We start from the raw sequence: 23,540 nt of genomic DNA, 5'->3' as shown, positions 1-23,540 counted from the left end.
TCGATGAAACCATCCCCCTGCCCGCCGATTGCTGATGCCGACTGGCCCGATGACATTGCGGAGCTTCGCGATGGCTTTGCTGGCGCACTTAACGTTTATCGCACCATGGCGCATCACCCGGCGCTGCTGAGCGCCTGGGCGCCGTTGCGCCAGCATGTGGTGAAGGAGAACGCGCTAGGCCCAGAACTGACCGAAGTAGTGATACTCCGTGCTGGGTTTCGCCTGGGCTCCGCCTATGAGTGGGCACATCATGTTAGCCGCGCGCTGGCGCTGGGGTTTTCCGACGCGCGTATTAACGCTATCCGCGGCGTGCCAACGATCAGCGAGGGCGTCGATGGCATGATCGTTCAAGCGGTTGATGCGTTATTAGACGAGCATAAGTTGAGCAAAGGGCAGGAAGCGGCGCTAGCGGAGGCGATTGGACGCACCGCCGTGATCGACCTGATCGCGATGGTGGGCTTCTATTCGGTACTAGGGTATTTACTCCAGACCTACGACACACCGATTGATGATGCTATTCAACAAGAAGCGCAGGAAAACCCAGCGCTATTTTCATTAACGCTGCCAGCGCAGTAACTCGAAAGCTTCGAGCCGCACTATTTAAAGCGCCGCTTTACCTCTACGTTGAGCCTGCCTTCCCCCAGCCGCAATTTGAGCTTCTGCCCTGGCTGGGTATCTTCCGCGCGCCTGATGACCTGGCCCTGCTCATCCTGGGCGATGGCGTAGCCCCGGCCCAACACCGCCAGCGGACTGACAGCATTCAATTCGCGGGCTGCAGCGGTTAAGCGCGCCTGCCGGCTTTCTAGCTGGCGCTGCATGGCGCTACTCAAGCGGCGATTCAGCTGATTTACCCGCTCACTTTCCACGCGATGCAGACGCGCCATGTCCTGGCTGGCCAGCCGCCTGTTCAACTGCGCCACGTGCGCTTTTTGCTGGGTAAGCGTTTGCTGCATGGCACGCGTTAAGCGTTGGCTGAGGGTAGTAACATGCTGGCGTTGGCGGTTGAGCTGCTCACCGGGGTGGCGCAGTTTGGCGCGCAGGGTGTCCAGGCGCTGGCTGTCGCGCTCTAACCGTGCCTGCATGGCCCGCTGCAAACGGCTGTGTTGATGCTCAAGCTGGCGCTTTAACGTGCTTTGATCCGGCACTAACCGCTCGGCGGCGGCTGACGGGGTCGGCGCACGCATATCCGCGGCAAAATCGGCCAGTGTGACATCTACCTCATGGCCCACCGCCGACATGACCGGCAGGCGCGAATGGAAAATCGCCCGCGCCAAGTGCTCGTTATTGAATGCCCACAAGTCTTCCAGGCTGCCGCCACCGCGGGTAATCAGAATCGCATCACGCTCTGGGTCCAGGCGTGCTTGGCGGTTGAGTAATGCCAGCGCTGATATCATTGCAGGTGCTGCTTCCGTGCCCTGTACCGGCACTGGAATCAGCGTTACATCCGCCAGTGGCCAGCGAGCTTCCAGCACCGCCAGCACATCGCGAATCGCCGCCCCGGTAGCGGAGCTTAAAATCAGCAGCTTGCGGGGTGGAAAGGGCAGCGGCCGGGCGTTGGCAAATACGCCTTCGGCATCCAGCTGTGCTTTTAATCGCTCAAACGCCGCCAGCAGTTCACCCAGGCCCGCCGCCTGAACGGCATCGGCAATTAACTGGTAGTCGCCACGCGGCTCAAACAACGACACCCGCCCGCGCAGCTTGACCTGATCGCCGTCGCGCATGGGCGCCGACACAAACCGCGCCCGCTGACGAAACAGCGCGCAGCGAATCTGGGCACGATCATCTTTCAACGTGAAATAGACGTGCCCCGAAGCCGGGCGCGAGACGTTGGAAAGCTCGCCCTCAACCCACACCTCGCCCACATCGCGCTCAAGTGTTTGCTTGGCGCGCTGGTTAAGCTGGCTGACGGAGAGCGCAGTGGGCGTTGGTGCGTTCATTACTATCCCTTGCTTTAGGAAATCCGGGAATCTTTACGGCTAGTCGCGTAAAGTGGTGTCGTTATTTCAAGGTATCATTGTATTACCGAGGGAATCACGAGGAAATGCTATGGGCCACCACCCAACACCGCTGATCGCGTTCTACCGTGGCCAGGCAACGGATCATCAGGGGCGCTATATCGATGCCATCTGGTCTTTATCTCACTTCTGGCTAGAGCATACCCACGATTATATTCAATGGCTTTTTCCTATCCCTGAAGCTGGCCGTTTTAACGGTTTTGCCCCGCTACTGACTGATGTCGAACGTGAAGTATTCCAAGACGATAGCGAGTTACGTGAGCAACAGCGAGTCTCGCTGGATGTCATGTTGAGTTTTTTGGGTTTAACTCGCGATGGGCTCACTATCACTGCCCAGCAGAGCCTTAATATCCGCGATCATATTTGGCTCAAAACCGGTGGGCATAATCATCTGCGGATCTCGCGCATGATTCGTTCTCTGGCACTTTGTCACCAACCTAAACTGGCGGCAGCGTTCCAGCAGGCAGTGATCGAGATTGGCAGTACTCAGGGTATTGTCTCCGCACAGTCGATGGCTTACTGGCGTGTAGCCTCGGATGCCAAGCACACTGTATGAAGCGTGATTGCGCTTCTACTTTTATTCTTTTTTGTTGGGAGCGGGATATTGAGAATTTGGGACGATGAGATAGTCAAAGAGTTGTATTTCCGTCTTTCCTCGAAAGAAAGAGCCGGACTTGAGGTGGTGGTGAGAGCTCTGCGTGAAGCCTACCCTAAGATCGATGTCTATCAGTCTATTTTAGGAGGTGGGGCCGCGATTAGTGCGGGAAAAAGATCAAAGGGGAAACCTAAAGGGCGGCCATTATTTTCAATCACAAAACCAAGAAGAAATAAGCCATCTTGTGTGAGGATAAGGATAGATTCGAAGAAAGATAGGGAGAAGCTTGCAGATGCTGTAGGCCGTTCCTGGGACGATATTAATGAAACAAGATTTAAATTAAGTAGTTTTCCAGGAGCTCTGGCAGAATTTAAAGTTTTCTTAACGGATTTGAGTAATTCTATTGACGTTATTAGGGAACGAAGTAATGGTCACGGTTATCTACCATCAGATTATCAAGATATCGTTAATTGCCCCACAGAAACAGAAAATGAAGAAGATTTCCCTGAGGGGGCTAGGTTAAAAGTATTTGTCAACAGGTATGAACGAAGTCGAAAGGCAAGAACTGCATGTATCGCAAAACATGGTGCTAGCTGCTTTTTTTGTGGATTTGACTATGGTGAGAGGTATGGAGATGCGTACTCAGGTTTTATTCATGTTCATCACATCGTTCCTATTTCCAAAATTGGCAAAAAATATAAAGTGAATTTTGAAAAAGATCTGGTGCCGGTTTGTCCGAACTGCCATGCCGTCATTCATTTTGGTGGAGAAACGCTATCTTTGGATGAGGCCAAAAGGGTTTTGTCTCCTAATAATGGAACCTGAATTCAACCAATCAGTGAAGCACCTGCGTTGCTACCTCTCCTGAGTAGTCTCCTAAAAACACCTGGGATGGGGGCGATTTTTCAGCCGCTTTCTTGGTCTATCGTTTAGCTTCTTGACGACGCTATGTAGCTCAGTGTCCGATACGTTTCGAAAGCTCGCCCCTTTCGGGAAGTATTAGCGAATCAGCCATTGGTGTTTTCATTAGCCCCACTCTGGCATGAACAGAATAGGGCGAAAAATAGGTCTTAGCCGAGATGGCTATAGTCAGTCCTTATGCTCGGCGTTCTAGTGGCTGTGATCGTTAGCAGGCGCTCGCCTTCCACCCATACCTCGCCCACATCGCGCTCAAGAGTCTGCTTGGCACGCTGGTTGTGCTGGCTGACGGAAAGCGCCTGGGGAGTGGGGGAGGCCATAGCGTTACGCCCGCTCTAATAGAAAGCGTTTTAAAGCCTCAGGATCAGGCACGCCCTGAATCACTTCGCCATCAATGACCAAGGTGGGCACTGACTGAATAAGCGCTTCTTCTACCGCATGGCGCTGGGCCGCCTGATGCTGCTCGCGGTAGCGGCCCTCTGCAAGCGCATCAAGCACTGCTTGGCGCTCCAGACCTACCGACTCACCAATATCCGCCAGCACCTCCGGGTCGCTAATGTCGCGCTCCTGTTGGAAAAACGCTTTTAGCGCGGCCATAGAGTAGGGGTGGCCCAACCCCTGTTCTTCAGCCATGGCAAACACTTCAAAGGCTTTATCGGTACGTGGCTGCGGCGAGATATTGGGCAGCGTAATAGGCACGCCGAGCTTTTTAGCCATGGGGTAAACCGAATCCTGCCATATTTTAGGCAAGTAAGGGTCTTCCACCTTTAGCGTGGGCACCGGGGCGGGGCGCAGCTCGAAAGGCCGCCAGCGAATTTCCACATCCATACCGTCGGTCGCTTGAACAATCGCCTCTTCCGCCAGCAGGCAGAAGGGGCAAACGTAATCGGTGTAGACAATAATCTGTTGAGACAAAAGGCCCCCTTTACATAAAAAAATAACCCACTAACAGCCTAGCAGCATACGTCATTAGCATTTGGTATAAGCACGACAGCTTGACTGCATTGCTGGAGCACCCCTCAAAACGCTATAATAGGCGATTAACCTTTCACGCCCCACTTCCTCTCAATCAGGGTGTTGCCGCTATGCTACGTATGGCCCAAGAAGCACTTACGTTCGATGACGTACTCCTCGTTCCCGGCTTCTCCGACATTCTCCCCAAGGATGTCAGCCTCAAAACCCGCCTGACCCGCAATCTCTCTCTTAACATTCCGCTCGTTTCCGCCGCGATGGATACCGTCACCGAAGCGCGACTGGCGATTGCGATGGCTCAGGAAGGGGGCATTGGCATCATTCACAAGAACATGACCATGACTCAGCAGGCCGCTGAGGTGCGTAAGGTCAAAAAGCACGAAAGTGTGATTGTGAAAGACCCGGTGACGGTTAGCCCTAAAGCCAAGCTCGAAGACCTGCTTGCCATGGCGCGTGAAAATGGCTTCTCCGGCTTCCCTGTGGTGGAAGGCGAAACCCTGGTCGGCATTGTGACCGAGCGTGATATGCGCTTCCAGCCCAACCACGGCGACAGCGTTGCGGACATCATGACCCCCCGCGAGCGGCTGATTACCGTCAAGGAAGGCACCGATCTCGAAACCAGCAAGGCCAAGATGCGCGAACACCGCATCGAGAAAATGCTGATCGTCGATGACGAGTTCCACCTGCGCGGCCTGGTGACCTTCCAGGATATCGAAAAAGCCCGCACCTACCCGATGGCCGCGAAAGACAGCGACGGCCGTTTGTTGGTGGGCGCGGCGGTAGGCACCGGCGCTGAAACCCCAGACCGCGTAGCGGCACTGGCCGAAGCCGGCGTCGATGTGATCATTGTCGATACCGCCCACGGTCACTCTCAAGGCGTTATCGACCGCGTACGCTGGATCAAACAGAACTTCCCGGCCATTCAGGTGATTGGCGGCAACATTGCCACCGGTGCCGCTGCCAAAGCGTTGGCCGAAGCGGGTGCGGACGCCGTGAAAGTCGGCATTGGCCCTGGCTCCATCTGCACCACGCGCATCGTCGCGGGTGTGGGCGTACCGCAAATTACCGCGGTTTCCAACGTGGCCGAAGCGCTCAAAGAGTTCGACATTCCGCTAATTGCCGACGGTGGCATTCGCTTCTCCGGTGACTTGGCCAAAGCCATTGCCGCTGGCGCGAGCGCCGTGATGGTCGGTGGCCTGCTGGCCGGTACCGAAGAAGCGCCGGGTGAAGTCGAGCTTTACCAGGGCCGTACCTATAAAGCCTACCGTGGTATGGGCTCCATGGGCGCCATGTCGCAAAACCAGGGCAGCGCCGACCGCTACTTCCAGGATAAGAGCGAAGGGGCCGAGAAACTGGTGCCGGAAGGCATTGAAGGCCGCGTACCCTATAAAGGCATGATGGGCGCCATTGTTCACCAACTGATGGGCGGCCTGCGCGCTTCCATGGGCTATACCGGCTGCCGCGATGTTCAGGAAATGCGCACCAAGCCGGAGTTTGTACAAATTACCGGCGCTGGCTTTAACGAATCCCACGTTCACGACGTGCAGATCACCAAGGAAGCCCCCAACTACCGGGTGAGCTAACCAGCAAGATGAGTAATATGGCGCGGCGGGCATTGCCCCGCCGCTTGCTTTTTGGCCTTACCAGCGGCACCCACACCGCTTAACCGAGACCCCGCCATGAGTGACATTCACGCCCACAAGATTTTGATTCTCGACTTCGGCTCGCAGTACACCCAACTGATCGCCCGCCGCGTTCGTGAGATCGGCGTTTATTCCGAAGTCCGCGCGTTTGATATCACCGAAGAAGAGATCCGCGAGTACAACCCCAACGGCATTATCATGGCCGGTGGCCCGGAATCCGTGACGGAACTGGACTCCCCGCGTGCGCCGCAGTGCGTGTTTGAAATGGGCCTGCCGGTGTTTGGTATCTGCTACGGCATGCAGACCATGGCCGAGCAGTTGGGCGGTAAGGTAGAAGGCTCCAACCAGCGTGAATTCGGCTACGCGCAGATTCAGATCGACGAAGATAACGCGCTGTTCAAAGACATCAAGGACCACGTAGACGCTAAAAGCGGCAAAACCCTGCTGGACGTATGGATGAGCCACGGCGACAAGGTCGCCGAAGCGCCCGCCGAGTTCACCGTGACCGCTTCCACGCCGAGCTGCCCGATTGCCGCCATGGCCTGGGAAGAGAAGCAGTTTTACGGTGTTCAGTTCCACCCGGAAGTGACCCATACCCTGCAGGGCCAGCGCATTCTTGAGCACTTCGTGCTGGATATCTGTAAAGCTGAAAAGCTCTGGACGCCCGCGCAAATCATCGAAGACCAAGTACAGCGCGTGCGCGAGCAGGTAGGTGACCGCCACGTACTGCTCGGCCTCTCCGGCGGTGTGGATTCCTCGGTAGTAGCGGCACTGCTGCACAAGGCGATTGGCACCCAGCTGACCTGCGTATTTGTCGATAACGGCCTGCTGCGCAAGGCGGAAGGCGACCAGGTAATGGAAACCTTCGCCAAGCACATGGGCGTAAAGGTAATCCGCGTAGACGCTGAAGACCTGTTCCTGGGCAAGCTGAAAGGCGAGAACGACCCGGAAGCTAAGCGCAAAATCATCGGCAACACCTTCATCGACGTATTTGATGAAGAAGCCAGCAAGATTGAAGGTGTCGAGTTCCTGGCTCAGGGCACCATCTACCCGGACGTGATCGAATCCGCCGCCTCCAAAACCGGCAAATCACACGTGATCAAATCCCACCACAACGTGGGTGGCCTGCCGGAAACCATGAAGCTCAAGCTGGTCGAGCCGCTGCGCGAACTGTTTAAAGACGAAGTGCGCAAACTCGGCCTGGAACTCGGCCTGCCCTACGACATGGTCTACCGCCACCCCTTCCCGGGGCCGGGCCTGGGCGTGCGTATTCTGGGCGAAGTGAAGAAAGAGTACGCCGACATCCTCCGTGAAGCCGATGCCATCTTCATCGAAGAACTACGCGCCTCGGGATGGTACGAAAAAACCAGTCAAGCATTTGCCGTATTCCTGCCGGTGAAATCGGTAGGCGTCGTCGGCGACGGCCGCCGCTACGAATGGGTCATCGCGCTACGCGCAGTAGAAACCATCGACTTCATGACCGCCCGCTGGGCGCACCTGCCCTATGAGCTGCTTGAGAAGGTTTCTAATAGGATTATCAACGAGTTGGCGGGGGTCTCTCGGGTGACTTATGATGTTAGTAGCAAGCCGCCTGCTACTATTGAGTGGGAGTGATTGCCAAGGGGAGCGGATGAGAGCTGCCTAGATCAGCCGCATTACCCGTCTCAAACGGAAGCCTGCCTTCATCGGCAGGCTTTTTTTGTTGATAATATTGTCTATATAAGGTTAATTTTGATCTCTCTTAGGAGAGATAGCGGTTGCAGGTGTGTCAGTGAATCGGGGAATAGAAAAGTTTGTTTTCTACTCGATTTTTGGATTTTTACGCTTTAGTTGCTTTCTAGTTGAATAATAAATTTGATAAGCATGGTTTCTAACTGTTCTAAAAGAAAGCGTTTTCATAAAGAAGGGAGGGGTGAGGTTTTTCAATTTGTGATTTATAATTAGTGAGCTTGAGTTGGGCTAGGCTTAAGTTTTAGAAGATAATTTTATATGAGTTTTGATGATGACGGTTTCTGATTTTCTTGAGGTTGTTGAAAGGGTTTTGAAGGTTTTATTTTCATGGCCTGAATCGCCCCAGGGTTCGTAGACACCTCCAGGCCTTATACTAAAGGTATCTAGGAGGAACCATGAGCCATCCCCGCTACACTGAAGAATTCAAAATCGAAGCCGTCAAACAGGTGGTAGAGCGCGGCCATCGCGTGGCCGAGGTCGCTGAGCGGCTAGGCGTGTCAGGTCACAGCCTGTACAACTGGATCAAGCGCTACGATAAGCCGGTAGAACAACGGCAAGAAGATGATGATCTCCAAGCTGAAAACCGTCGTTTGAAGGCCGAACTCAAACGCGTATCAGAAGAGCGAGACATATTAAAAAAGGCCACCGCGTACTTCGCCAGGGAGTCCGACTGAGGTACGCGTTTATTCAAAATTATGCGAGCCAATATTCGGTACGTCGCTTGTGTCAGATGATGGCAGTGCATCCCAGCGGTTACTACGCATGGTGTAAAAAAGCGCTCTCTAATCGGGCTCGAGAAGATGAGCGCCTGCTGGGATTGATCAAGCACTCCTGGCTTGAAAGCGGCGGTGTTTATGGCTATCGCAAGGTCTACCAGGACTTGCGTGAAGCTGGCGAAGCTTGCGGGAAGCACCGTGTGGCGCGTCTTATGAGTAGGGAAGGTTTACGCTCTCAGACGGGCTATCGACGACGCCCTGGCGGTGGAAAACCGGCTGTTGTATCCCCTAACCATTTAGACCGTCAGTTTGAAGTAACAATGCCAAATGTTGCTTGGGTGACGGACATCACGTACATCCGCACTTACGAAGGCTGGCTTTACTTAGCGGTGGTTATTGACCTGTTTTCTCGTCAAGTGGTTGGCTGGTCGATGAAGTCTCGCATGACCACGGAGTTGGTACTGGATGCTTTGGTATCAGCAGTCTGGCGACGCAAGCCACAAGGAATGGTGATGGTGCATTCGGATCAAGGAAGCCAGTTTAGCAGTGGAGACTGGCAAAGCTTTCTGAAAGCCAATCACTTGGTGGGCAGCATGAGTAGGCGTGGTAACTGTCATGATAACGCCGTTGCTGAGAGTTTTTTTCAACTCCTCAAGCGAGAGCGGATCAAGCGACAGATTTATTCGACACGGGAAGCGGCTAGACGCGACGTGTTCAATTATATCGAAATGTTTTACAACCCAAAGCGCCGGCACGGCACAAGTGATAACTTGTCACCGGTTGAGTTTGAACGGCGTTACTTTAAGAGCCTAATGGGTGTCTAGAATATCCGGGGCGATTCAGCCTGCTGTAGTAGTTATCTCAGTTTTTCTATTGAGGCAGGCGATTTTGAAAATCGTTGATAGATTGGTTAGTGGAGAATCAGGAAAAGCGAAACTAGGGTTTGTTGAGATCGAGTTAGGAAAACTTGCTAAAGATGGTAGAGAGGCAGTTGATAACCTCAATGAGGTTAGTATGGTTTTGGCTAAGTCAAGATTATTAGAGCTAGAAATCACGAGAGATAATTTTTCAACTGTTTTTACAGTTGATCAAGAAAGAGAGTTAAATGAGCTAATATCAAAACTTAGAGAAGCTATTGAAGGGTGTAGGTGATTATATGTCTGGGAAGATAGTAGTAGATTATTCTCCTCATTTGGAAGTTAGTTTTTCTATTGATTTTTCTGATAATGATGTGTTAGTTAGAGGAAGATCTCATGGAGAGGAATATTCCTTCTTTGATCCGGGAGTTATGGTTTTTTATGAGGATGGCAGTAGCGGTTTTGGTTTCAATTTATATAATGATTTTGCTGCTTTAGAGTCCGCTGTTAAAAGAGAGTTGTTAGCTTTTAAAGTGATGCAGGTGGGGCTTATAAAATCATGTATGACCAGTCATAGAGCCTTACAGATGCTTTTTTCCAATAAAGTTCTACTTTGGCTTCTTGTTGATTTTCTTTGTTATTTTGATACGAAAAATAGCGATATTGTAAGATTTTTGGGCATGAAGCGCCAAAATATAGTTAAGTTGGTCGCAGGCGAAGCTGCTCCTGGAGCTGTGAATTTTTTGAGAAAAATATTATTGATTGACGGTGACAGATTTGAGCTAGATGTTGTTAAAGGTGCTTTGGTTAAGCCTGAGCTAATCGGAAGATTCAGGCACTGGGATAATATCCCTATACAAGCTATATATGTAAGCGATAAGCGTGAATTGGTTTCTGGGGCCCTGTTTTTGAAAGATTTTTTTGAGAGGAATAGGGTGGGTCTATGTCGGAGTCTTCGGGCAATAAGTGACTTATACAAACTTGCAGAAGATACTGTGAGTTTGGGCAAGTCTTTAAATTTTAAAAATGCAGAAAGCTTAGTTGTGAAGTGTGAGAAAGAAGCTGATCTTAAAAGACTTCATGATGTATGGGTTGTTAAGTTAAATAAGTCAAGAGAGTTTTACGAGCCAGATTTGCTTTTCCCTGAATGTTACCTCCCGAAGAACGATAATATAATATGGATATCATCGGCCAATGAGTTGATTAAAGAGGCTCGATTGATGCAGCACTGTGCTGCTACGTATGTGGAAAAAGCGAATGCTGGAGTTTCAGTTTTGTTTTCTGTCCTTTATCCTGAAAGGGCAACTTTAGAGTTGAAGAAGATTGATAAAAAATACTCTATAAGTGAAATAAAGGCTAGAGGTAATAAGGATGTTGCCAAAGAAACGCTTGATTATGTTAGAAGATGGGTGAGCCGTTTTGATTGATATATCCTGATCTGAAGTGACACCCTTTGGAGGTGCACAGGTTATAGTGCAGTCATCAGGAGGATGTCATGAGTAACTGACACATCTTAACGAGCCCACGTGGCCGACGTCACCCCATCCTCAGTAGCAGCCGGGTTTAGAGTCTGAAGTTACTTTATCGTGTTTTACCACCAGTTGCTCGGCATAGGCTGAAGGAGTCAGCCCACCAAGACTCTTCTTCGGTCTTTCTTCGTTGTACTCCCGCCGCCATGTTTCGATGACAACCTTGGCGTGATGAAGGCTGGTGAACCAATGCTCATTCAGACATTCATCTCGAAAGCGACCATTGAACGATTCGATGTAGGCGTTTTGATTGGGTTTTCCAGGTTCGATTAAAAACAGGGCAACGCCACGACGTCACCCCATCCTCAGTAGCAGCCGGGTTTAGAGTCTGAAGTTACTTTATCGTGTTTTACCACCAGTTGCTCGGCATAGGCTGAAGGAGTCAGCCCACCAAGACTCTTCTTCGGTCTTTCTTCGTTGTACTCCCGCCGCCATGTTTCGATGACAACCTTGGCGTGATGAAGGCTGGTGAACCAATGCTCATTCAGACATTCATCTCGAAAGCGACCATTGAACGATTCGATGTAGGCGTTTTGATTGGGTTTTCCAGGTTCGATTAAAAACAGGGCAACGCCATGTAGATGCGCCCACAACAGCATGGCGCGCCCACAAAATTCCTTTCCATTATCCGTACGGATGGCGCTAGGTAGGCCACGTTGTAAAGCCAGATGATCCAGAATCCGTGTTAACGACAGTCCGCCAATGGCACGTTCAGGTACGATAGCCACCGCTTCATGGGTAGCGTCGTCGACAACGGTGAGGTTCTTTATCACGCGACCTTCCGCCGTACGGTCAAACACAAAATCCATTGACCAGACCTGATTGGCGGCACAAGGGCGACCCAATGGCTTCCGCTCAGACGTGGGAACCTTCTTGCGCTTGCGGCGTTTTACCTGCAAACGAGCCGCCGCGTAGAGGCGTTCGACGCGTTTATGATTGACCTGCTCACCGGCTTGACGCAGCTTCAGGTAGATCATGCCAGCGCCATAGCGACGATGCCGATGGGCCAAGGCAACAATGCGTTCACGCAATGCCTCATTGCGGTCAGGAGCCGATTGATAGCGCAATGCACTGGCACTCATACGGATGACGCGGAGCGCTCGGCGCTCACTCAGGCCACGTGACACCATAAAGCGCACTACGTCTCGGCGTGCAGGGGCACTCACCACTTTTTTCTCAGCGCCTCGCGAGTGACCTCCATCTCCAATAGCGACTCAGCGAGCAGCTTCTTCAAGCGTACATTCTCGGCTTCGAGTTCTTTGAGTCGCTTGGCATCGGGCACGCTCATGCCGCCAAACTTGCTGCGCCATAGATAGTAGCTGGCTTCAGAGAAACCGTGCCGACGGCATAGTTCCTTAATGGGCAGTCCCGCTTCGGCTTCGCCCAGGAAGCCGATGATCTGTTCTTCGCTAAAACGCTTCTTCATGTCCAATCTCCTTACCCATAGGATCGGACTCTAAAGTGTAGCGCTACTCAATCAGGGGGTGACGTCGGCTCATCAGGCATATAATGATCTCCAAGGTTTTTTTATATTTAATTTAAATTGGTTTTTTGTCAATTTTTTAATAATAGAATTTCTAGAGGAACCACCGGACGAAATTGGCACTAAAATGATCAAATTTTTAGGGTCTGAATAGTATGTCTACTGTGCTCCTATCAAGTTCTGTGTGGATGCAATGACCGACTGACGATGCAATTCTTTTTGCAGGTTTAAATACGCTGTTGCCGTAACACCATCACCCCCGCCATTAAAATCATGCCCATACCCAGCCAAGTCATGGCATCGGGCACTTCGCTGAATAGCAGGTAGCCCCAAAGGCTGGTAAAGACAAGGTAGGCGTAATCAAAGGTGCCGATCAACGCCGAAGGGGCAATTTGATAAGCCCTTGCCACCCCGGTATTCACAATGATCAGCAGTAAGGCGTAGGCGCCCACGATCAATAACGCTGTGGCATCTAGCGGTTGCCAACCGTCGAACAGGAAAGGCGCGCGCTCAGAAAGTGTTGCTGTGCTGTTGATTGCCACCAGCACGCTGAAGAGAGTGCCTGCTGCCAGGAAGGCTAGATTTAATGCCAGGGTCAGAAGTAAGGGGTGCTCTCTTTGGCAGTGGTGGCGAGTGACCAGCATTGCTAGCGCATAAAAGAGAGCGGCAAGTACGGGTAGCAGTGTGGCAGGTGTGAAGGTGTCGCCGCCAGGGCGCAACACCACCACCACGCCCAGGAAACCGCAGAGGATGCCCAGCCACGCCTGGCGTGAAAGATGCTCGCCTGCCCCAAAAGCAGCCAGCACGGCAATAAACAGCGGCGTGGTGTAAATGGCGACCGCCGCCACCGAAAGCGGAATCAACGGTAGAGCTGCGTAATAGGCTATCCACATCAGCAATAGAAGCAGGCTTCTTATCGCCACCCAGCGGCGTGATTTTACCTTGGGGCGGGGGCCTGAATGGCCAATGATTAACCCTAACAGTATCGGCAGCGATACTGATGACCCGATGACATAGAGTTGCCATAGCGACATACTGGCACTTAGATACTTAACCAGAGCATCGGTCAACGCCAGCAGAAAGACAGCCCCCACGATAAGGCTTATGCCCTGTAGGATATTATCTTCGTGTTCAGGGGGAGACTTCATTGCAGCGTTCCAGATATGAATTCCGCTCTAGAATGCCGCTGCCGCTAGCAGTGCTTCAAACGACTTCTGCGTTACGATGCATGAGCTCAGATTATGGATAACTTCATCAAGTCTCTTCCACCGCTGGCGACGCTGCGCCCCTTCGAGGCTGCCGCCAGGCTTGAGAGTTTTTCGCGCGCGGCGGATGAGCTCCACCTGACCCAGGCGGCTATCAGCCGACAGATCCGTGCGCTGGAGGAAGATCTTGGCGTGATGCTTTTCGAGCGCCGTAACCGCAGTGTGTTTCTTACCCGCGAGGGGCGCGAGTTTGGCCGTACGGTATCCCAGGCGCTGGAAAGTATTGCTACGGGGGCTCAGGGGCTGCGTGGCGACCCGGATGATAATCGCGTCGTGCTGTTCTGCCAGTTATGCGAAGCGTTCTATTGGCTGATGCCACAGCTGGCTGACTTTAACCGGCGCTACCCTGAGATTGAGATTCAACTGGCGACGTCGACACGGCCGATTACCGAATTTAGTGGCAGCTTCGACATTGCACTGCAAACCAACGGACGACCCAGCGGCAGCCATCGATTGGTGTTTACCGCCGAGGACGAGATATTTCCCGTCTGCAGCCCAGCTTACCTGAAAGGGGCCGCCACGCCGCTGAGCCTCAATACGTTACTTAACCATCGGCTATTGCACCACCACGCGGAACCGCCGGATTGGCTGGAGTGGGATGACTGGTTTCGAGCCATGGGGCACTTTGATATCCAATTAGCTGAGAGTGCTGTTTTCGACAGCTATCCGCTGCTACTGCAAGCGGCTGTTGCGGGGCACGGTATCGCACTGGGGTGGCGGCGGACAACGCAACGCTTAATTGAAAATAGCGAACTGATCCGCCCGGTGGCAGAGAGCTTGCCCCAGCACGATGCCATCGCCCTATACACACGCCAGGGCGCCCCTCAACGCCCAGGCAGCGAAGCGTTATTGGGCTGGCTGCGTGAGGTGTTGGGTGATGATTGACTAGAGACGACTTAAGTTAGTTGCCGATGAATAGGACTCTATATGGTAGTGGTGAAGCAGGAGTCAAAATTGTTTTGGGAAGGAAACTATGGTTGAGGAGTGTTCTGCATATCTGAACTAAAACCATCGAGAACCTAGCTATGCCCGTTGGGCTACTCCACCGTTGCTGGGTCAGTTCTGTGTTTTCTAGTGAGCTCGCGCTGGAAGCCGTGATTCGGCACAGAAACAATGATACTTATAAAATATCAAACAACATTTATATAGTATTTTACCCCTGCTTAAAGGCGCTGGTAGCTTCCTATAGTGACTTACCAGGAGCTTACCACATGATTTTAGAAATTTCTGTTTCAGAAATTAAAGCTAGGCAGAAAAAGTTTTTAACTAACTTAAAAGATAAGCAGTGCGATGCAGCGCTACTTTTCAGTGTTACTGATATTTTTTATCTTACAGGATTTAATTTCCGTCCTTCAGAAAGGCCTATTGCATTGATTGTCGATGCCCAGGGGACTTTTAGCTTATTCGTACCTCGTATGGAAGTTGAGCATGCTCAGGAATACGCTGTTATAAGTAGTACGTATGATTATCCTGAGTATCCAGGTATCACACATCCGATGAAGTATCTCAAAAAGATACTTCAGGAACATAACTTTGGGTCTTTGAGTGTTGGGGTTGATGCTGAAGGGTATGGTTCTGCAAAAGGCTATGCGGGCCCGGCAATTACTTCCCTTATTTCGTTTGCTAAAAAGGTGTCGATAAAAGGAATTATCGAAGTGCAGCGCTATATTAAATCTCCTGCTGAAATCGAGCTGATCAAAGAGTCCGCGCGGTGGGGGAATTTGGCCCATAACCTGCTGGCTAAGTATACCCACGCGGGCGGACGGGAAATGGAAGCGGAAAGCCGTGCTACCCAAGAAGCGACCAAAGCGATGTTTGAAACGCTAGGCGCTGGGTACCGACCCTACGGCTCTCCAGCGCATGCGTTCTATCGCGGACAAGTCGGCCCACACTCCGCTTTTCCTCATTCTCAAAACCAGAATGCTCAGTTTAAGAAAGGCTATAACGTTGTCTCACAAGCGGCCTGCGATGTGTGGGGCTATAAGAGTGAACTTGAACGCACGATGTTCATTGAAGAAGCATCAAAAACTCAAGAAATATTCTTCAAGCATATGTATGAGGCACAGGAAGTTGCTTTCAGAAATATCAAGCCGGGCATTCCTGCATCCAGAGTGGAGGAAGAGGTGCAGCGCTACTTCAAAGACAACGACTTAACGCCATACGTTAAGCATCACACCGGCCACAACATAGGACTTTTGAATCATGAAGCGCCGTTCTTCGATCTTGGTGACCACACGATTCTAGAACCCGGCATGGTCTTTTCCGTTGAGCCTGGGCTGTATGTGGATGGCCTAGGGGCTTTTCGGCACTCCGACACCATTGTGATAACCGAAAATGGCATGGAGATGATCACTTATTTCCCAAGAGATTTTGAGTCACTAATTATCGGTTAACAAATAACAGGGTAAGGCCATTGCCTTGCCCTTATAGTTTTTAGGGAGGTCAAAATGAAAAAAATAGAACCCAGTACCTCAGTGCTTAAAAATAAAAAAGGCATACCGGACTCGTATGTCATTCTATTTGCTATGTTGATTTTCGCGTCAATTGCGACGTGGTTTATTCCGGCAGGTAGTTTTGAGCGTACAACAGAAAGCGGCGCTTCAATGGTTGTACCAGACAGCTATACATTGATGCCTGCTAGCCCGACAACGCTCTACGATTTTTTCCTTTCTATACAATCTGGTTTAATTGATTCTGCCAGCATTATCTTTCTCGTGTTGACCATTGGAGGTTCGTTCGCCATCTTGGACCATACGGGGGCCATTCAAGCCGGCATCATGAAGCTGATTAAAAAAACGCAGAATAAAAAGTATGCGTTGATAGTAGTGGTTGCTATCGCCTTTTCCGCTGCTGGGTTTATTGGGGCATTGCAAACCGCCGTTATTGCATTTATTCCTATTGGCATCATTATCGCTAGAGCCTTTAAGCTGGATGCGGTAGCAGGCGTCGCGATTATTTATCTTGGGGCTTATGCAGGCTATACGATTGGCGGCTTGGATCCTATTACCACTGGATTTGGCCAAGAGATTGCCGGGCTGCCCATTTTTAGTGGTTTATGGTTCCGCTTTCTTGTTTACCTATGTATTTTAGCGTCCACGATTGCATATCTTTGCCATTACATTTCTAAAATTTCAAAGGATCAAAGTAAATCTGTACTGGGCTCGGTTCCTTTTCCAACTAAAGTGGAAAACGCCAATACAATCCCCGAAGAGTTTACTCGTAAGCACCAGGTGATACTGGGATACTTCTCAATCTGCATGATCGGTTACGTAGTGGGAGTTTTTAACTTAGGCTGGGGGCTTCATGAAATGGCCGCGCTGTTTCTGGTGATAAGCCTGGGAACGGCAGTTATTGAAAAGGTTCCGGCAAATCAGTATGTGAACCTGTTCATCAAAGGTGCTCAGGGAATGCTCTACGCCGCATTAATTGTAGGCCTGGCCAGGGCAATCGTTGTGGTACTCGAAAATGCTTACGTTTTGGACACCATCGTTAACTCAATAGCTGTGATGCTCCAGCCGCTGCCAAACGTTTTGGCGGCACTAGGCATGTACGGCTTCAATTTAGCGTTCAATCTAATCATCAGTTCTGCTAGCGGTCAGGCAGCGATTGTTGTGCCCGTGATGGCTCCATTAGCCGATACCATCGGTTTGACCAGGCAAGTGGCCGTGCTGGCTTATAATTTTGGTGACGGCTTTACCAATATTATTACGCCTACTTCCGGCATTTTAATGGCCAGCATTGCAATTGGCGGGGTGCCTTGGGTCAAGTGGCTTAAGTTTGTTATGCCTTTGCTATTAATCTGGATGGCCATTGGGGCAGTCGCGCTAAGTATTGCGGTTGCCATCAATCTGGGCCCTTTCTAAAAGTCGGCTAAGGGTGGTCAGGCACGGTCGGATCCTCGATCGTGCCTTCATGAATTTTTTCTTCAATATACTGAATAAAGAAACGTGCTGTATCAGTCAGTAAGTTGGAGTTCCAAGCCATGGCACTAATCTTTTTGACGTCTGAATTGATTTCTTTATATACCACATGGTCGTTCTTTATGTAGGTAGCGGAATGGGGTAGAAGCGTAACGCCCATTTCGGCAGCTACTAGTGCCACCAGCGTCTGTTGCTCTTGAGCCGTTTGAATGACATTGGGGATGAAGCCATGTTCTGTGCACAGTGACATTATTGCATCATGGTACCCATGGCCTGCTTCGCGAGGAGTCATTACCCAGTTTTCATCACACAGTTTACTGACATCAATGACTTGGCTGCAGGTAGCCAACGGATGGCTCTTAGGCAAACAAGCTACAAAATTCTCTTCCAGTATCGTGATATTGTTAATTCGCTTATCTAGCACGGGGGCAACGAGAAATCCTACATCGATAGTCCCATGAATTAACCCAACAACTTGGTTATGCGTGGTCAGTTGTTGTAAACGTATATCGATTCCTGGATGACTTCTTTTGAAATCTTTCACGATGGAAGGGATTAAGTGAAATGACATAGTGCCGCTAAAACCTATTGAAATAGATCCTTCTTTTCCCTGCGCAATCCTTTGTGTAAATGCTATTTCCTTATCTAATGTCGTAATGCAGTTTCTGGCTGCTCCCAGAAAATGCTGACCAGCTGGCGTGATTCGGACTTCTTTATTGTTTCGGATGAGCAGCTGAACGCCTATTTCTTCCTCAAGGTGTTTAATCTGATTGCTCAATGGCGGTTGAGATATATTGAGTAATTTAGCGGCCCGGCCAAAGTGAAGTTGCTCAGCAACCACGATGTAATATCTTAAATGTCTTAATTCCATGCTGTCTCTTCATTTTTAAGTTTTCATGCAGGACTAAGTGCTACTTTACTGCTTTGAGTACAGGTTTTATTATAGTCTAAGAAATGCTTTCTCCTCATAGTGAAGTAAAAAGATAATGACTATGGGTAGGTAATCATGCAGCTTTGGCTTATTGCAGAACTCATAATGTGAGCCAATAACATGGCGTTATTGCCTATGCTGAATGTTGCTATACATATCGTCAGTGAGGACCTTTTGCCACCACTCCCCGCCAAAATCAACATCGGTGCCGGAAGTGATAGCGCTATTCCCACGGCAGATGTGTCGCTGATGCTTTGCCTGCGCACCAGCGGACCAAATACGACCAGTATCAGTGAGTACATGAACACAATCACGATGCCAAGCTGTCCTTCCTGCGAAAGTGCATACAGCGTTAGCCCTAGAGCGCTGATACCGCCTGCTATTATTGCGAAGAGTGGAAAGCGCTTTCGTGCTGGGGGTGTGTTGATAAAATGGTAAACAACATACGGCGCCGCTGATCATGCAGAGTGCTATGCCGTAAAAAACAGCGTGGTTGGGCACTTGGCCAAGGAAGTGAAGCTGCAAGGCAACCCCTAAGCCCGCGCCTAATCCAAATAGCAGGCCCGTTTTGGTGCCACTACTCCTCCGCGCTTTTTTCGGTTTATCTCCGCCCGCGGTTAACCAGATAGCGGGCAGGGCGTTCATCATGCTTCTGCTTCACATCGTGTGAATGTTTTACGGCTAGCTGAGCATGCTATTCTGGCTTGGATCGATTGTCAGAGGTCTCCATGGTCAATAATCACCACGATACCGGCTACAAAGAGCTGTTCAGTTACCCTGAGTTTGTTCAGCAACTTATCGAAGGCTTTGCCCCCGCTGAGATTGCTCAGTTAATGGACTTTTCTACTCTGAAAAGCCATGGCGGCCATTATATTACGCCGTTGTTCGAAGAAAAAATTGAGGATGTGGTGTGGTCAGTCAACGTTAACTGGCAGGGGGCAACCCAAGAGGTGTACCTGTACATCTTGTTGGAGTTTCAGTCCTCGGTAGATCGCACCATGCCGGTTCGGCTGATGCACTACGCCGCTTGCTTCTACAGTGAGTTGCTCAAGAAGAAGGTCATCACGCCCGGCCAGGGCTTGCCGCCGGTGTTTCCGGTGGTGCTTTATAACGGCTCGGATCGCTGGACGGCATCGTTAGATCTCTATGACATGATCATGCCGGAACCGCCGGGTCTCCTACAGGTCTATCAACCACGGATGCGTTATTACTTGGTCGATGAAGGGCGCTATACTGATGAACAGTTAGGCTTGGTACAGTCGCCGTTAAGCGGGGTGTTCAGTATCGAGAAGGCTTCCACAAATCGCCAGGGGCTGCAGCAAGCAGTGGATCGGATTGTGGCAATTATTCAGGCTGATCCTCACAAAGAGCGTATCGACAAGATTATTACCCGCTGGCTTAAACGCCACCTGCAGCGGCTCGGGGCTGAGGTTGACCTCAATCAGCTCAACAGTTTGGTAGAGGACAAAGACATGTTGGCAGAAAATTTAGAAAATTGGGCACAGCAAGAACGCCAGGAAGGCGAAAAGCTGGGTATTGAGAAAGGTGAGAAGCTAGGTATTGAGAAAACAGCTCGTAATCTGCTCAAGCTGGGTGTACTTAGTGACGAGCAAATTGCTGAAGCGACCGGCTTGGCGTTAGATGAAGTGGCTAAGCTGCGCATTGAGGGTAAGCGCTGATCCTTGCTTTCATTTCCGTATTCCCGCTTCACGCATAGCATGAAAGGGCAGTCTAATTGACTGCCCTTTCTGTATTTGGGCGCTGAGGATGGCAGACATTTCCCATGCCATAAAAGAACCTGATGCAATGGTTCATATTTAGTAATGAATAGCTGTTTGACGTGAATCAGTAGTGCGCGCTTAGCAAACAAGCTGGTGTGACTACAACCTGATTGTCTTTGGGCCTAAACGGCACTCGCTGAATCTCGTGGGTAAGCTACTTTTGAGGCGTGTTCAGGATATAGCCAATAGGCTCACTCATAGTGATCAAAAAACCTTTTCGGTAAACTTCGCATTCACTAGACAGAGTTTTTGAAAACCGTCTTATGTTCACTATGAATGAACAAAAACCATCAAAATTAAACCACTTGCTAGCCAGCCTGGGAGACTCTGATTTAGTCTCCAGCCGCTGGCTGCAGGCGCATGGCTATTCGAGAAGCCTTGTGGCGCGCTATGTCTCCAGCGGTTGGCTGGTGTCTCCGGCACGTGGCGTCTATCTGAGAAAGGGAGGGCGGCTGAAGTGGCAGGGCGTACTACGGAGCTTGCAGGAGCGGGAGGGCTTGGCGTTATACGTTGGCGGGCGCTTCGCGTTGGCAATGCAAGGGTATGAACACTACTTGCGGCTCGGCGAAGCTGCCACGGTAACGCTTTACTGGTCTACTCGGCCGCCTGGTTGGCTTAGCCAGTTGGCTATGCCTGATCGATTTGAGTTCTGCGGCAAGCCTCCCTTTGACTGCCCGTTGCCGGATTTCACTGCGGATACGCTTATGCAAAGTTTGGCAACATTGAGCCCAAGGTGCGTGACGGCGTTGATGCGCCATTGCAGCAGCATCAAGGCTAAGCGACTGTTTCTCGCCTTGGCGGATCGATACCAGCATGCATGGCTAAAACGAATCTCGTTAGATGGGGTGGATCTCGGCAGCGGTAAACGCGTTCTGGTGCCCGGTGGTCGTCTACACCTGACTTATCAGATCACGTTACCGAGGGACTTGGATGAGCACTTGGGATAAACGCTACACTGCAAGCGTTTCGAGAATAAGCGCCGGGCAGAGAGGCTTCAATTAGAACAAGCGTTGACACGGCTTTGGCCTAAGTAATTACATTGAGGGTCTTAATTTTAATAGTATTAGCACTGCGCTCTCAGTCGCTGATCCACCTCACTTAGAGATCCGCATCTGGTATTGCAAAAGTATTACCCGCTGGCTTAAACGCTATTTGCAGCGGGTAGGGGTTGAGCACATGTATTATGACCAGCACAGCCAACCTTTAATTGATGGTGCTCACTTGCCACTGTGGCTCGGCAAGTTGTATGCGTTCAATGACCCAATCCACGAATGTTCGCACGGTGGGCGATAAATGGCGGTTCTGTGGATACATAATCGATATGGGCACGGCGGGTGCTTGGCTGTGGCCCAGTACTCGTTGTAATTGCCCACTTTTTAGGTGCGGGAGCACCATATAACTTGCCGCACGTATCAAGCCTAAGCCTTCCAGACCACAGGCGATATAGCTGTCAGTGTCGTTGACGATCAGGCTCTCGGCCATCCGTACGACGCGCTCTTCGTCATTGACCACGAAGCACCAATCCATTGATCGCCCTTGATGCTCGGGTAGAAAGCCGACAGCATGGTGGTGCTTCAAATCTTCCAATGAGTGCGGCTCGCCATGCTCTTTCACGTACTCAGGTGAGGCGCATATTACCCATTCAAAGCTCGCAATACGACGCGCTACCAAGGTGGGAGAATCTTGAGGTACTCCGGCGCGAATGACGCAATCGATACCCTCCGGAACCAGCTCCACCGTTCGGTCATTCACCGTCAGCGTCAATTCTATATCGGGATAACGAGCCTGAAACGTCTTGATGGCAGGCAATACGAATAAGCGGGCCATTGAGGCTGTCATGCCGACGCGTAGCTTGCCTTTGGCTCGTCCGGCCCTACCAGGGAAACTGGCTTCGACAGCTTCCAGTTCTGCTAGCAAACGACGACATTGCTCGTAGTAAAGGCTGCCATCTGGGGTCAGGTTCAAGTGCCGCGTGGTACGCTGGAGCAGTTTCACACCAAGGAAATTCTCCAGTTCCTTGATGGCGCGAGTAACCGTAGAGGGAGGGATGGACAGGTACTCTGCGGCTTTACTGAAGCCGTGCATCTCAACCACTCGGGCAAATATCTGCATGGCTTGCAGTCGATCCATGTTGTGTCCTTTCTAATGTCCGAGTAGGCGGCATAACGAACGCTGCGTTTGTTCAAAAATTGGCCGTCTCTGGGTCTGGCCCTAGGCGGCCATCAGGACGATCCAACGCGGCTAACAACCCCATCTCTTCCGGCGTCAGGGCAAAGTCGAATAGCTGAAAGTTTTCCACAATACGCTCAGGCTGCACGGATTTCGAGATAGCTGCCAGGCCACTATCGAGATGCCAACGCAGTATGATCTGAGCAGGCGTCTTTCCATACCGTTCTGCAAGTTCGAGTATCTGCGGAGCTTGTAGCGGCGATGGGCGACGATACGGTTTCTGCGGCCACAAGCCCAATGGGCTCCAGGACTGGGTCATGATGCCTTGTTCGCGGTGAAATTCTCTCAGTTCCTTCTGCTGGAAGTGAGGATGCAATTCAACCTGATTGAGCACCGGCTTCACTCCCGTTTCCCTCAGCAGGCGCTGTAGTTGCCCAATCGAGAAGTTACAAACGCCGATGGCGCCGACTCGCCCCTCTTCACGCAGGCGGATCATTGCCTGCCATGTTTCCACATAGGTATCACGAATTCGTGAAGGCCAATGCATTAGATACATGTCGATCCTATCAAGGTCGAGTTGTCGCTGGCTGGCATCAAAGGCTTGGAGGGTTTGAGTGTAGCCGTGATGCGTATTCCATACTTTAGTGTTCACAAAGAGCTCTTCGCGCGCTACCCCGCTGGCGCGAATCCCTTCGCCAACCTCTTCTTCATTGTAATAAGCCTCTGCTGTATCAATCAGTCGGTAGCCGGTCTGCAGGGCTCGGCTGACCAGTTCGGCGCTCGTTTCCGCCGGTACCTGCCACAAGCCATAGCCCAAGGCCGGGATTCGTGAGTCTACTTGTGCTGTTGGAGAATAAGTCATGGGTATGGGGCTACTCTAAGCAATAAAAAATTATCAATAAAACATTAACCACATAGTAGACGTTCACTTAACTGCTTTTAATTCCATTAAAAGCAAAAAGCTTTTCGAAAAATGCCAATAAGTTTAACGAACACACTATTTGAATATTTAGAA

22 protein-coding genes and 2 pseudogenes are annotated in these 23,540 nt (G+C 50.9%); 14 read left to right on the top strand and 10 right to left on the bottom strand.

All coding sequences use genetic code 11. The features are described 5' to 3' along the window. Positions 1-3 precede the first annotated feature (3 nt). Positions 4-576, top strand: coding sequence for a carboxymuconolactone decarboxylase family protein (locus ACUVOF_RS02885; RefSeq protein WP_447042934.1), 573 nt, complete (start codon positions 4-6; stop codon positions 574-576). A gap of 20 nt (positions 577-596) precedes the next feature. Here the strand turns inward: ACUVOF_RS02885 and xseA are convergent, their stop codons facing one another. Continuing rightward, the gene (xseA, locus tag ACUVOF_RS02880; protein ID WP_447042933.1) at positions 597-1,937 is read right to left on the bottom strand and encodes an exodeoxyribonuclease VII large subunit; all 1,341 of its coding nucleotides are present in this window, start codon (positions 1,935-1,937) and stop codon (positions 597-599) included. Between the two features lie 109 nt (positions 1,938-2,046). Here xseA and ACUVOF_RS02875 point away from each other — a divergent pair, with 109 nt between their 5' ends. Both ACUVOF_RS02875 and ACUVOF_RS02870 read left to right on the top strand, forming a co-directional pair. Beyond that, positions 2,047-2,571, top strand: coding sequence for an opioid growth factor receptor-related protein (locus ACUVOF_RS02875; RefSeq protein ID WP_447042932.1), 525 nt, complete (start codon positions 2,047-2,049; stop codon positions 2,569-2,571). Positions 2,572-2,619: 48 nt separating this feature from the next. Next, positions 2,620-3,435 carry an HNH endonuclease gene (locus ACUVOF_RS02870; RefSeq protein ID WP_447042931.1) on the top strand — a complete coding sequence of 272 codons (816 nt, stop codon included), beginning with the start codon at positions 2,620-2,622 and terminating at the stop codon, positions 3,433-3,435. Positions 3,436-3,437: 2 nt separating this feature from the next. Here the strand turns inward: ACUVOF_RS02870 and ACUVOF_RS02865 are convergent. The 3 genes and pseudogenes from ACUVOF_RS02865 to ACUVOF_RS02855 form a co-directional block, all read right to left on the bottom strand. Next, positions 3,438-3,694, bottom strand: a pseudogene (locus ACUVOF_RS02865) (transposase); the annotation flags it as partial. Next, positions 3,681-3,848 (bottom strand): hypothetical protein, encoded by a 168-nt coding sequence (locus tag ACUVOF_RS02860; RefSeq protein ID WP_447043238.1) that lies wholly within the window; start codon positions 3,846-3,848, stop codon positions 3,681-3,683. The gene ACUVOF_RS02860 and the pseudogene ACUVOF_RS02865, both read right to left, overlap by 14 nt. Before the next feature lie 4 nt (positions 3,849-3,852). Continuing rightward, positions 3,853-4,443, bottom strand: a complete 591-nt coding sequence (locus ACUVOF_RS02855; protein WP_447042930.1) for a DsbA family oxidoreductase — start codon at positions 4,441-4,443, stop codon at positions 3,853-3,855. Between the two features lie 170 nt (positions 4,444-4,613). Here ACUVOF_RS02855 and guaB point away from each other — a divergent pair, with 170 nt between their 5' ends. The 5 genes from guaB (at position 4,614) to ACUVOF_RS02830 (ending at position 10,874) form a co-directional block, all read left to right on the top strand. Further along, positions 4,614-6,083 (top strand): IMP dehydrogenase, encoded by a 1,470-nt coding sequence (guaB, locus tag ACUVOF_RS02850; RefSeq protein WP_447042929.1) that lies wholly within the window; start codon positions 4,614-4,616, stop codon positions 6,081-6,083. A 96-nt stretch (positions 6,084-6,179) separates the two neighbouring features. After that, a complete protein-coding gene (gene guaA / locus ACUVOF_RS02845) occupies positions 6,180-7,757 on the top strand; it encodes a glutamine-hydrolyzing GMP synthase (RefSeq protein WP_447042928.1) in 1,578 nt (525 codons plus the stop codon). A gap of 512 nt (positions 7,758-8,269) precedes the next feature. Further along, positions 8,270-9,414 (top strand): IS3 family transposase gene (locus ACUVOF_RS02840; protein ID WP_447042927.1). Its coding sequence is split into 2 segments (ribosomal slippage): positions 8,270-8,507 and positions 8,507-9,414, totalling 1,146 coding nucleotides; the frame shifts between segments, so codons are not numbered across the junction. After that, on the top strand, positions 9,407-9,742 hold the full coding sequence (locus ACUVOF_RS02835) for a hypothetical protein (RefSeq protein ID WP_447042926.1): 336 nt from the start codon (positions 9,407-9,409) through the stop codon (positions 9,740-9,742). The genes ACUVOF_RS02840 and ACUVOF_RS02835 overlap by 8 nt, the downstream gene beginning before the upstream one ends. Before the next feature lie 4 nt (positions 9,743-9,746). Then, a complete protein-coding gene (locus tag ACUVOF_RS02830; protein ID WP_447042925.1) occupies positions 9,747-10,874 on the top strand; it encodes a PcfJ domain-containing protein in 1,128 nt (375 codons plus the stop codon). A gap of 120 nt (positions 10,875-10,994) precedes the next feature. Here the strand turns inward: ACUVOF_RS02830 and ACUVOF_RS02825 are convergent. From ACUVOF_RS02825 to ACUVOF_RS02815, 3 genes and pseudogenes are all read right to left on the bottom strand, one after another. Next, positions 10,995-11,264, bottom strand: a pseudogene (locus tag ACUVOF_RS02825) (integrase core domain-containing protein); the annotation flags it as partial. A gap of 17 nt (positions 11,265-11,281) precedes the next feature. Further along, a protein-coding gene (locus ACUVOF_RS02820; protein WP_447042924.1) for an IS3 family transposase occupies positions 11,282-12,402 on the bottom strand; the annotation gives its coding sequence in 2 pieces (ribosomal slippage) (positions 11,282-12,144 and positions 12,144-12,402; 1,122 coding nt in all). A 284-nt stretch (positions 12,403-12,686) separates the two neighbouring features. Continuing rightward, positions 12,687-13,607 carry a DMT family transporter gene (locus ACUVOF_RS02815; RefSeq protein ID WP_447042923.1) on the bottom strand — a complete coding sequence of 307 codons (921 nt, stop codon included), beginning with the start codon at positions 13,605-13,607 and terminating at the stop codon, positions 12,687-12,689. Positions 13,608-13,700: 93 nt separating this feature from the next. Here ACUVOF_RS02815 and ACUVOF_RS02810 point away from each other — a divergent pair, with 93 nt between their 5' ends. From ACUVOF_RS02810 to ACUVOF_RS02800, 3 genes are all read left to right on the top strand, one after another. After that, positions 13,701-14,609 carry a LysR substrate-binding domain-containing protein gene (locus tag ACUVOF_RS02810; protein ID WP_447042922.1) on the top strand — a complete coding sequence of 303 codons (909 nt, stop codon included), beginning with the start codon at positions 13,701-13,703 and terminating at the stop codon, positions 14,607-14,609. A gap of 326 nt (positions 14,610-14,935) precedes the next feature. Then, positions 14,936-16,117, top strand: a complete 1,182-nt coding sequence (locus ACUVOF_RS02805; RefSeq protein WP_447042921.1) for a M24 family metallopeptidase — start codon at positions 14,936-14,938, stop codon at positions 16,115-16,117. 54 nt (positions 16,118-16,171) lie between these two features. Further along, a complete protein-coding gene (locus tag ACUVOF_RS02800; RefSeq protein WP_447042920.1) occupies positions 16,172-17,587 on the top strand; it encodes a YfcC family protein in 1,416 nt (471 codons plus the stop codon). Positions 17,588-17,594: 7 nt separating this feature from the next. Here the strand turns inward: ACUVOF_RS02800 and ACUVOF_RS02795 are convergent, their stop codons facing one another. Then, complete coding sequence (locus tag ACUVOF_RS02795; protein WP_447042919.1) at positions 17,595-18,515, bottom strand: LysR substrate-binding domain-containing protein; 921 nt, start codon at positions 18,513-18,515, stop codon at positions 17,595-17,597. A gap of 180 nt (positions 18,516-18,695) precedes the next feature. Between ACUVOF_RS02795 and ACUVOF_RS02790 the strand changes: the two genes are divergently transcribed. The 3 genes from ACUVOF_RS02790 to ACUVOF_RS02780 all read left to right on the top strand — a co-directional run bounded on the left by ACUVOF_RS02790 (position 18,696) and on the right by ACUVOF_RS02780 (position 21,303). After that, complete coding sequence (locus tag ACUVOF_RS02790) at positions 18,696-19,013, top strand: hypothetical protein (protein WP_447042918.1); 318 nt, start codon at positions 18,696-18,698, stop codon at positions 19,011-19,013. A 290-nt stretch (positions 19,014-19,303) separates the two neighbouring features. Next, entirely contained in the window at positions 19,304-20,254 is a 951-nt protein-coding gene (locus ACUVOF_RS02785; RefSeq protein WP_447042917.1) for an Rpn family recombination-promoting nuclease/putative transposase, read from the top strand. 365 nt (positions 20,255-20,619) lie between these two features. Continuing rightward, a complete protein-coding gene (locus tag ACUVOF_RS02780; RefSeq protein WP_447042916.1) occupies positions 20,620-21,303 on the top strand; it encodes an AbiEi antitoxin N-terminal domain-containing protein in 684 nt (227 codons plus the stop codon). A gap of 256 nt (positions 21,304-21,559) precedes the next feature. Here ACUVOF_RS02780 and ACUVOF_RS02775 read toward each other — a convergent pair whose 3' ends face one another. Both ACUVOF_RS02775 and ACUVOF_RS02770 read right to left on the bottom strand, forming a co-directional pair. Further along, positions 21,560-22,486: a LysR family transcriptional regulator gene (locus ACUVOF_RS02775; protein ID WP_447042915.1), complete on the bottom strand. Its 927-nt coding sequence runs from the start codon at positions 22,484-22,486 to the stop codon at positions 21,560-21,562. A 52-nt stretch (positions 22,487-22,538) separates the two neighbouring features. After that, positions 22,539-23,387, bottom strand: a complete 849-nt coding sequence (locus tag ACUVOF_RS02770; protein ID WP_447042914.1) for an aldo/keto reductase — start codon at positions 23,385-23,387, stop codon at positions 22,539-22,541. Positions 23,388-23,540 lie beyond the last annotated feature (153 nt).

The organism is Vreelandella sp. H-I2, from assembly GCF_052959335.1.
The sequence above is the reverse complement of the archived record's forward strand: the minus strand, read 5'-3'. Positions and strand labels throughout refer to the sequence as shown.

Coding starts and splice junctions, on each gene's coding strand:
- ACUVOF_RS02885 (WP_447042934.1), top strand. CDS start 4: ATGAAACCATCCCCCTGCCCGCCGATTGCTGATGCCGACTGGCCCGAT.
- xseA (WP_447042933.1), bottom strand. CDS start 1,937: ATGAACGCACCAACGCCCACTGCGCTCTCCGTCAGCCAGCTTAACCAG.
- ACUVOF_RS02875 (WP_447042932.1), top strand. CDS start 2,047: ATGGGCCACCACCCAACACCGCTGATCGCGTTCTACCGTGGCCAGGCA.
- ACUVOF_RS02860 (WP_447043238.1), bottom strand. CDS start 3,848: ATGGCCTCCCCCACTCCCCAGGCGCTTTCCGTCAGCCAGCACAACCAG.
- guaB (WP_447042929.1), top strand. CDS start 4,614: ATGCTACGTATGGCCCAAGAAGCACTTACGTTCGATGACGTACTCCTC.
- guaA (WP_447042928.1), top strand. CDS start 6,180: ATGAGTGACATTCACGCCCACAAGATTTTGATTCTCGACTTCGGCTCG.
- ACUVOF_RS02830 (WP_447042925.1), top strand. CDS start 9,747: ATGTCTGGGAAGATAGTAGTAGATTATTCTCCTCATTTGGAAGTTAGT.
- ACUVOF_RS02815 (WP_447042923.1), bottom strand. CDS start 13,607: ATGAAGTCTCCCCCTGAACACGAAGATAATATCCTACAGGGCATAAGC.
- ACUVOF_RS02810 (WP_447042922.1), top strand. CDS start 13,701: ATGGATAACTTCATCAAGTCTCTTCCACCGCTGGCGACGCTGCGCCCC.
- ACUVOF_RS02805 (WP_447042921.1), top strand. CDS start 14,936: ATGATTTTAGAAATTTCTGTTTCAGAAATTAAAGCTAGGCAGAAAAAG.
- ACUVOF_RS02800 (WP_447042920.1), top strand. CDS start 16,172: ATGAAAAAAATAGAACCCAGTACCTCAGTGCTTAAAAATAAAAAAGGC.
- ACUVOF_RS02795 (WP_447042919.1), bottom strand. CDS start 18,515: ATGGAATTAAGACATTTAAGATATTACATCGTGGTTGCTGAGCAACTT.
- ACUVOF_RS02790 (WP_447042918.1), top strand. CDS start 18,696: ATGGCGTTATTGCCTATGCTGAATGTTGCTATACATATCGTCAGTGAG.
- ACUVOF_RS02785 (WP_447042917.1), top strand. CDS start 19,304: ATGGTCAATAATCACCACGATACCGGCTACAAAGAGCTGTTCAGTTAC.
- ACUVOF_RS02780 (WP_447042916.1), top strand. CDS start 20,620: ATGTTCACTATGAATGAACAAAAACCATCAAAATTAAACCACTTGCTA.
- ACUVOF_RS02775 (WP_447042915.1), bottom strand. CDS start 22,486: ATGGATCGACTGCAAGCCATGCAGATATTTGCCCGAGTGGTTGAGATG.
- ACUVOF_RS02770 (WP_447042914.1), bottom strand. CDS start 23,387: ATGACTTATTCTCCAACAGCACAAGTAGACTCACGAATCCCGGCCTTG.